7 protein-coding genes are annotated in these 7537 nt (G+C 46.7%); 3 read left to right on the top strand and 4 right to left on the bottom strand.

Annotated elements, in window-relative coordinates:
* Nucleotides 1-66: 66 nt before the first annotated feature.
* The 3 genes from ACM64D_RS10780 to ACM64D_RS10770 all read right to left on the bottom strand — a co-directional run bounded on the left by ACM64D_RS10780 (nt 67) and on the right by ACM64D_RS10770 (nt 2097).
* Nucleotides 67-651, bottom strand: coding sequence for an alpha/beta hydrolase (locus ACM64D_RS10780; protein WP_415063223.1), 585 nt, complete (start codon nt 649-651; stop codon nt 67-69).
* A gap of 90 nt (nt 652-741) precedes the next feature.
* Nucleotides 742-1122, bottom strand: a complete 381-nt coding sequence (locus tag ACM64D_RS10775; RefSeq protein WP_415063222.1) for a group III truncated hemoglobin — start codon at nt 1120-1122, stop codon at nt 742-744.
* A gap of 12 nt (nt 1123-1134) precedes the next feature.
* Entirely contained in the window at nt 1135-2097 is a 963-nt protein-coding gene (locus tag ACM64D_RS10770; protein ID WP_415063221.1) for a hydrogen peroxide-inducible genes activator, read from the bottom strand.
* 195 nt (nt 2098-2292) lie between these two features.
* Between ACM64D_RS10770 and ahpC the strand changes: the two genes are divergently transcribed.
* Both ahpC and ahpF read left to right on the top strand, forming a co-directional pair.
* The gene (gene ahpC, locus ACM64D_RS10765) at nt 2293-2859 is read left to right on the top strand and encodes an alkyl hydroperoxide reductase subunit C (RefSeq protein ID WP_415063220.1); all 567 of its coding nucleotides are present in this window, start codon (nt 2293-2295) and stop codon (nt 2857-2859) included.
* Nucleotides 2860-2932: 73 nt separating this feature from the next.
* A complete protein-coding gene (gene ahpF, locus ACM64D_RS10760) occupies nt 2933-4504 on the top strand; it encodes an alkyl hydroperoxide reductase subunit F (protein ID WP_415063219.1) in 1572 nt (523 codons plus the stop codon).
* On the opposite strand, the gene ACM64D_RS10755 is transcribed toward ahpF, so the two are convergent.
* On the bottom strand, nt 4501-4863 hold the full coding sequence (locus ACM64D_RS10755; RefSeq protein ID WP_415063218.1) for a VOC family protein: 363 nt from the start codon (nt 4861-4863) through the stop codon (nt 4501-4503). The two genes, ahpF and ACM64D_RS10755, sit on opposite strands and share 4 nt — an antisense overlap.
* Before the next feature lie 26 nt (nt 4864-4889).
* On the opposite strand from ACM64D_RS10755, the gene pepN reads away from it, so the two are divergent.
* The gene (gene pepN, locus ACM64D_RS10750; protein WP_415063217.1) at nt 4890-7511 is read left to right on the top strand and encodes an aminopeptidase N; all 2622 of its coding nucleotides are present in this window, start codon (nt 4890-4892) and stop codon (nt 7509-7511) included.
* Nucleotides 7512-7537: the final 26 nt, after the last annotated feature.

Raw genomic sequence — 7537 nt, 5'->3', positions numbered from 1 at the left:
AAAGTCCTTCCCTCCCTCCAAATCCTCGTGCCATCACCAGACTAGGAGATCAGTTCAAAGTGATCCTTACTTCTCTGACTGACTCCAATCGTAAGTGGAGGGTTTTAAATCCTCCACCAGACGGCCATTAAAGAGAGTTCTCACCCACAAGACAATTTCATCCACCGCCGCCTCCAAATGAGTCTCATCGATCACAACGGAGGGAATATCTAAGTCCCTCGCCACATTCTGAGAGTCATCAAAAGGCCCCTGCACCAGAATAAGCCCCTTGCAGAGCGATGTTGTCTTGCAAACTTGAGTCAGGAATTCGGCCCCCACACTCACCCCCGCACCCACAATCTTTTCTTTGTCGACGGCGGGATATTCCATCAGAAAATTCAAAGCCGCTTTAATATCTTCAATTCTTTTAGAGGGGGACTCCCACGGCTGGGCCGCGCTTTCTTCATCTCCATAGTAACTATGATCCATCATCATACAGACAAATCCTTGATTACTGACCTCACGTGCTAAATATTCTGTAATCTGATTCGTGGCCCCGGTAATTGAGCCCTCAAAAAGCAGAGTTGCAAAAGGCCCTTTATCCTCAAGAGGTAAAAAGAGCTGCCCTTCGAGCATACGACCTTGAGACGTAAAGTTGACGGTGACTTTCATAAGGGGGTCCTCCGTAACTTCTAAAATAAAACTTTATGCTTTATTAGACACAGAGATTCCGAAATGATTGGCGGAAAACATTTTTAATGTCTAATCCAGCAAACTCAAATTGATCATAAAGTTGCGCGCAATCCGGAAAGCGCGAGATTTCGCTTCGTCTGCTCTCAAACCCAAAAAATGTTCATCAACAGTTTCGGTGAACAGTCGCAACCACTGCTCAAAGTGCCCCGGCACCAAATTCAACTTCATATGGGGAGGAAAGGGCCGCCCGCGATAGGTGTCTTCACCCAACAGAAGATCGGACCAAAAATTATAAAGTTTAGGAAGGTGCTCCTCCCAATCGACTTTCGCCACATCGTTGAAAATAGGACCAATCAAAGTATCTTGGCGAACCTTATGGTAAAAACTATCTACCAGGAGCTGTATATCTTCACGAGTCTCAATCGGTTTACGAGTCACTTTGTTTTCCATACTCTTGGTGTATCACGCAATCGGAAGGACATCCAAATCTTTCGGCCGAATCTTGCGTAATTCCTCTGGAATGCACTTTAATACAGCCTCACCAAGCAGCTCGATCAATTCACTTTTATAGTGTTCTCGGCGGTAGACCAAACCAATCTCACGGGCGGGAATGGGTCGTTCAAAGGGAACCAACTGGCTATGAGAACCGATCTGCTCGGTCGCCAAGTGAGGAAGAAGAGTGTAACCACCGTAAAGATCAACAAGGTTTTTTAAGGTCTCAAGACTGCCGCTTTCAAATTTATAACGACGGCCGGAGCCCCCTTTGCTTTTACGAATGGAACAAAGATCCAGCACTTGATTTCTTAAACAATGGCCTTCTTCTAAAAGCCAGATGTCATTCATACCCAGACTTTGATATTTAATCTTTTTCATTTGTGCATACTCATGTTTTTTTTCACAAAGAACATAGAAAGGTTCATAGTACAGAGGGAACTCGAACATCTGAGGAATCTGCGTTGGTGTTGCCAGAACGCCGACGTCGATCTCGTCTCCGTTCAAGGCTTCAAAAATTTGTTCCGTTTGAAGTTCTTTGATATTTAGTTCCACCTCTGGAAAAAGTTCTTCGCAGACTGGCAAAAGTCGCGGCAACAGGTAAGGAGCCACGGTCGGGATGACGCCAATTGCCAGACTGCCCTGCTTGGCGCCCTTGGTCTCTTGTTGAATAATACTTCCGACTTTTCTGGCCTCAAAAAGGACTGTCTGCATCTGCGAAATCAGTTTCTTGCCCATCTGTGTCAGCAAGACCGGTTTCTTTGAGCGGTCGAAAATCACAACCCCCAAATCCTCTTCCAGCTTTTGAATTTGCATACTGAGAGTGGGCTGAGTCACAAAACAGGCCTCGGCGGCCTTCGCAAAATGGCCATACTTGTGCAAAGCCATAACATACTCAAGCTGCGTTAGAGAAAAGTTCACTTTTGATACCATCTCAAGACCTCTTTTTAGGTATTATGCATAAATAGATTAAATCTATCAATTCATATTTTTAATCGATTTCAATAAAAGAGATTGATCCCGTACTATCAAAGACGAAAGATGTCCCCCTAGGAACAACGGCTCTTAGGAGAACTCATTTTTGGGCCTTGGGCCTGAACATAAACCACTTTTATTCAAGGAGAATAAATGCAAACACTCATCAACACAAAAGTGCCTGACTTCAAAGTTCAAGCTTTCCATCACGGCGATTTCAAAACCGTGACTCAAAACGACCTTAAGGGTAAATGGTCTATCTTCTTCTTCTACCCTGCAGACTTCACCTTTGTTTGCCCCACAGAGCTTGGCGACATGGCTGACAAATACGCAGACTTCCAAAAAGCCGGCGTTGAAGTTTACAGCGTGAGCACAGACACTCAGTTCACACACAAAGCATGGCATGATGCTTCTGAAACTATCAAAAAAATCAAATACCCTATGTTGGCAGATCCCACCTTCCAATTGACTCGCGCTTTCGGCGTACACATTGAAGAAGAAGGTCTTGCTTACCGTGGTACTTTCCTTGTGAACCCCGAAGGCAAGATCGTTCTTGCTGAAGTTCAAGACAACGGTATCGGCCGTAACGCCGACGAATTGTACCGTAAAGTTCAAGCGGCTCAATACATCGCTGCAAATCCTGGCGAAGTATGTCCTGCTAAATGGACTCCAGGCAAAGCGACTTTGAAACCTGGCTTGGACCTCGTTGGTAAAATCTAATCTTAGATTTCCCTGGCAAGTCCCCGCTGCATTCGGCGGGGACGCTTTCTTCTCCATCCCTTAGGAGGCTGTAATGTTAGATCCACAACTGAAAGAACAACTTACTTCCGTCTTTTCAAAGCTCGAAAATACAGTTGAGCTCATTTACGAAAACAGTTCTCACGAGGATCAAAAAGATCTGATCGAAATGCTTGAGGACGTAGCTAGCACATGTCCAAAAATTGTCGTCAGCAAAAACGCGGCTGGCACCTCCCCCATGCCTCAGTTTCACATCGCCTACAAAGGCCAGCCCACTGGAATTATTTTTAAAGGGATTCCCGGTGGTCACGAATTCACCAGCCTCATTCTTGCCATCCTCAACACTGATGGAAAAGGCAAACCCTTAGACAGCCTCATCGCAAGTCGCGTAAAAAGACTGAAGAAAAATATCTCCGTCCAATCTTACATCTCTTTGACTTGCGAAAACTGCCCTGACGTTGTTCAGGCTTTAAATCAAATGGCATTGATCCACGGCAGCTTCCATCATGAGATCATTGATGGTGGCTACGTCCAAGACGACATTCAGAAATTGGGAATTCAAGGAGTTCCTAGTCTTGTGGCAAATTCCAAAATGTTTCATTCAGGCCGCATTCAACTGCTAGATCTCCTGGCAAAACTGGAGGCCACTTTCGGAATTGATGAATCCCAGGCTCCCGAGGAACCCGTGAACAAAAATCTGGGACACTTCGAGGTCTTGGTGATCGGAGGCGGACCTGCTGGATCCTCCGCCGCAATCTACAGCGTTCGCAAAGGTCTTAGCACCGCTTTGATTACTGAAAAGATCGGTGGCCAAGTTCAGGAAACCAAAGGGATCGAAAATCTGATCTCGGTGACGTACACTGAGGGGCCCCAACTTGCCGCCCAACTGAATCAACACGTGGCGAGCTATCCCATTAAGGTCTTTGAAAACCGTCGGGTTAAAAAGATTCACACGCAAGACAAGGTCAAAGCCATTGAACTTGAAAGTGGCGAGCACTTGACCGCAGACTCCATCATTGTCACTACTGGCGCTAAATGGCGCGAGTTGGGTGTTGCTGGTGAAAAAGATTATCTAGGCCGTGGCGTGGCTTATTGCCCACATTGTGACGGACCTTTTTATAAAGGCAAAAAGATCGCCGTCATTGGCGGCGGAAACTCCGGCGTCGAGGCCGCCATCGACTTGGCGGGGATCGTACGAGAAGTCGTTGTTTTTGAGTATAACGATCAACTCAAAGCGGATAAGGTGTTGGTAGACAAACTCAAATCCCTTCCCAATGTGTCCATTATCACCAGCGCGAAGACTGAAAAGATTCTCGGTGATGGACAAAAGGTCACGCAGCTTGAGTACGTCGATCGCTCTTTGAACAAGTCCGAGAAAATTGATTTGGATGGCATCTTTGTTCAGATTGGGCTTTTACCCAACAGTCAATTTTTGAAAGACACAGTGAACTTAAGCAAGTTTGGCGAGATTATCGTGGATGAAAAAGGGCGAACATCGGTTCCCGGTATTTACGCGGCTGGCGATGTTACAACCACTCCTTATAAGCAGATTGTGATTGCGATCGGAGAAGGCGCAAAGGCCGCTTTGGCGGCCTTTGAAGATCGTATGTACCAACAAAGCCACTAAGGGCTGTATTCACAAAGTTCAATCGCATGGCCATCGGGATCAAGCACGATGGCCTTTTTTCCGTCCGGCATTTCTGTCGGGTCCAAGATACACATGGCCCCAGGCACTTTAGTTAACTCTGTCACCGTTCTTTCCAATTCTGTAATCTTAAAGCCCAGTTGAAGGCTTGGAATCTGAGATCGCTGACTATTCTGAATCGAATATAAGGAAAACTCGACGCCATTGTGAATTGCTCGATGCACTTCACTGCCCTTATCCACCTTTGACGCTATAAATTGAAAGCCAATATTTCGATAGAATACCAGCATGTCCTGTAGATGCGGGGTATTTATTGTGATAGAAGTGATTAGCAAACTCATTGGTCCATTATCTAAATCGAGGCTTTATGAAACAAGAAAAAATTTATCTCAAAGACTATAAAGCGCCAGGTTTCACTGTAGAGTCCGTGAACCTCGACTTCAATCTGAACGAAGACTTTTGTCGAGTTCTCGCGAAGACCCAAATCAAAAAGACCTCCCCGGGGGCCGAGTTGCGCCTGAACGGCGAAGACCTCAAGTTGGTGGCCATTAAAATCAACGGTCAAACGCTGTCTGTGGACCAATACACAGTCACTCCAGAAGAACTTACCATCCCCAACGTTCCCGATTCCTTCACATTAGAAATTGAAACGGAATTGCAACCGCAAAACAACACCTCCCTTGAAGGACTTTATAAATCCAATGGAATCTTTTGCACTCAGTGTGAGGCTCAAGGTTTTAGAAAGATCACCTACTTCTTAGATCGACCCGACATCATGACGTCATACTCTGTGACGATCGAGGCGGATAAAACAAAGTATCCGGTCCTGCTTTCCAACGGCGATCGTATTAAAATCGAAGATCTGGGCAATGGACGCCATAAGGCCTTCTGGAAAGATCCTCACAAAAAACCATGCTACCTTTTCGCTCTTGTCGCGGGGGACCTCGGTGTGATTCGTGATACCTTTACGACCAAGACAGGTCGTAAGGTGAACCTCGAAGTTTACGCCGCCCACGGCAAACAAGAGCGCTGCTGGCATGCGATGGACTCCCTTAAAAAATCCATGAAGTGGGACGAAGACACTTTCGGTCTTGAGTATGATCTGAACGACTACATGATCGTCGCTATTGATGACTTCAATGCCGGCGCGATGGAAAATAAAGGTCTGAACATCTTCAACTCCCGTTTGGTTTTGGCCGACTCGAACTCGGCCACAGATGTGGACTTCCATAGCATTGAGTCGGTGGTGGCTCACGAGTACTTCCACAACTGGACCGGAAACCGTGTCACTCTTCGCGACTGGTTTCAACTTTCATTAAAAGAAGGTCTCACCGTATTCCGCGATCAAGAATTCTCTGCGGATATGACGGACCGAGGAACTCAGCGCATTGAAGATGTCGATGCCCTTCGCACAGGACAATTTGCTGAAGACGCCGGTCCCAATGCCCACCCTGTTCGTCCTGAGTCTTGCATGGCCGTCGACAACTTCTTTACGATGACCATTTATGAAAAAGGTTCTGAAGTTATTCGCATGATGCAAACGATTGTTGGTCGCAAAGGATTCCGTAAGGGCATGGATGAATACTTCCGACGCCACGATGGACAAGCCGTGACGACCGATGATTTTGCGTCTGCGATTTCTGAGCCCAACGGCAAAGACTTCTCTCAATTCAAACGCTGGTATCATCAGGCAGGAACTCCGGTGGTTTCAGTTCAAGAGAACTTCGATGCGGCAAAGGGAGAATTCCATCTCACGCTGGAGCAGCACTGCCCACCAACTCCGAATCAACCGCAAAAGGATCCCTTCCATGTTCCTTTAATGATGGGGCTTCTGGACCGTCGTGGCCAAGAGTTAAAATTGGATTGCGAAAAAATCCAAGTCAACTCTGATGGCAAGCACCTGATTGAACTTAAAGACAAGAAAGAAACTTTCGTCTTTAAAAGCCTTCAGGAACGTCCTGTCCTTTCCATCTTGCGAGAGTTTTCTGCTCCGATAAACATAAAGTGGGAGGCTTCTCAAGACGACCTCTACTTCCTTATGGAAAAGGATACGGACTCTTTCAATCGCCGGGAAATGGCCCAGAAATTAGGCCTTACAGTTTTGCATAACTTAATTGCTCAGGCTCGCGCGAAAGCGCCACTAACGGTGGATCCTCGTTTTGTCAAAACGATGAGTGCCATCATTCGCGATGCGAACATGGACCCCGGATTCAAATCAAAAATGTTGCAACTTCCCAGTCATGCCATTTTGGCGCAGGAAGAAGCTGTTCTGGATGCCGAAGCCTTCCACCTGGCGCGTACGACTCTTCGTGCGGCGATTGCGCGCGAAAATCGTGGCCACTTGCTTGATATCTACCGCCAGTTCCATGGCGTAGAACCGAAAAGTCGTGACACCAAAGTGTTTTCTCATCGCTCTTTAAAAAATCAAGCCCTCGGTTATCTTGCGGACCTGAATGATCCCGAAATTCTGGAGATCGTTAATAAACAATATTGGGACGCTCAGAACATGACCGACCGTATGGCGGCGATGATGCTTTTGGCCGACTCTAATTCTGCTCATCGTGAGAAAGCTCTACAAAACTTCCACGATGACTGGAAAAACGATTCCGTCGTCATTAACAAATGGTTCACGGCCCAAGCGACCACCAGCCGCAGCAACGTGCTTGAAGACGTCAAAGCCTTGACGAAGCACCCTGCATTCAGCCTCACCAATCCTAACAACGTCTATTCGCTGTTAAGAGCGTTTGGTGCCAATATCGTGCGCTTCCATGATCCAAAAATGGATGCTTACGAATTCTACGCAGATAAGATTTTGGAAATTGATGCGAAGAATCCGCAAGTGGCTGCTCGTCTTTGCGCAGCCTTTAACTTCGTCCAGAAGTTAGAGCCCGCGATGAAGGAAAAAGCGCTGAAACAGATTAAACGTATGGTGGCGGTCGAAAGTCTTTCGAAGAACTCAAGAGAACTTTTGCAATCGGCATTGGTCTAGAGATCTGACACGAGGCCTAGGGTTTC

The organism is Bdellovibrio sp. (assembly GCF_047637665.1).
Classification (GTDB): Bacteria; Bdellovibrionota; Bdellovibrionia; order Bdellovibrionales; family Bdellovibrionaceae; genus Bdellovibrio.
This window is presented reverse-complemented; position numbering and strand designations above follow the sequence as displayed.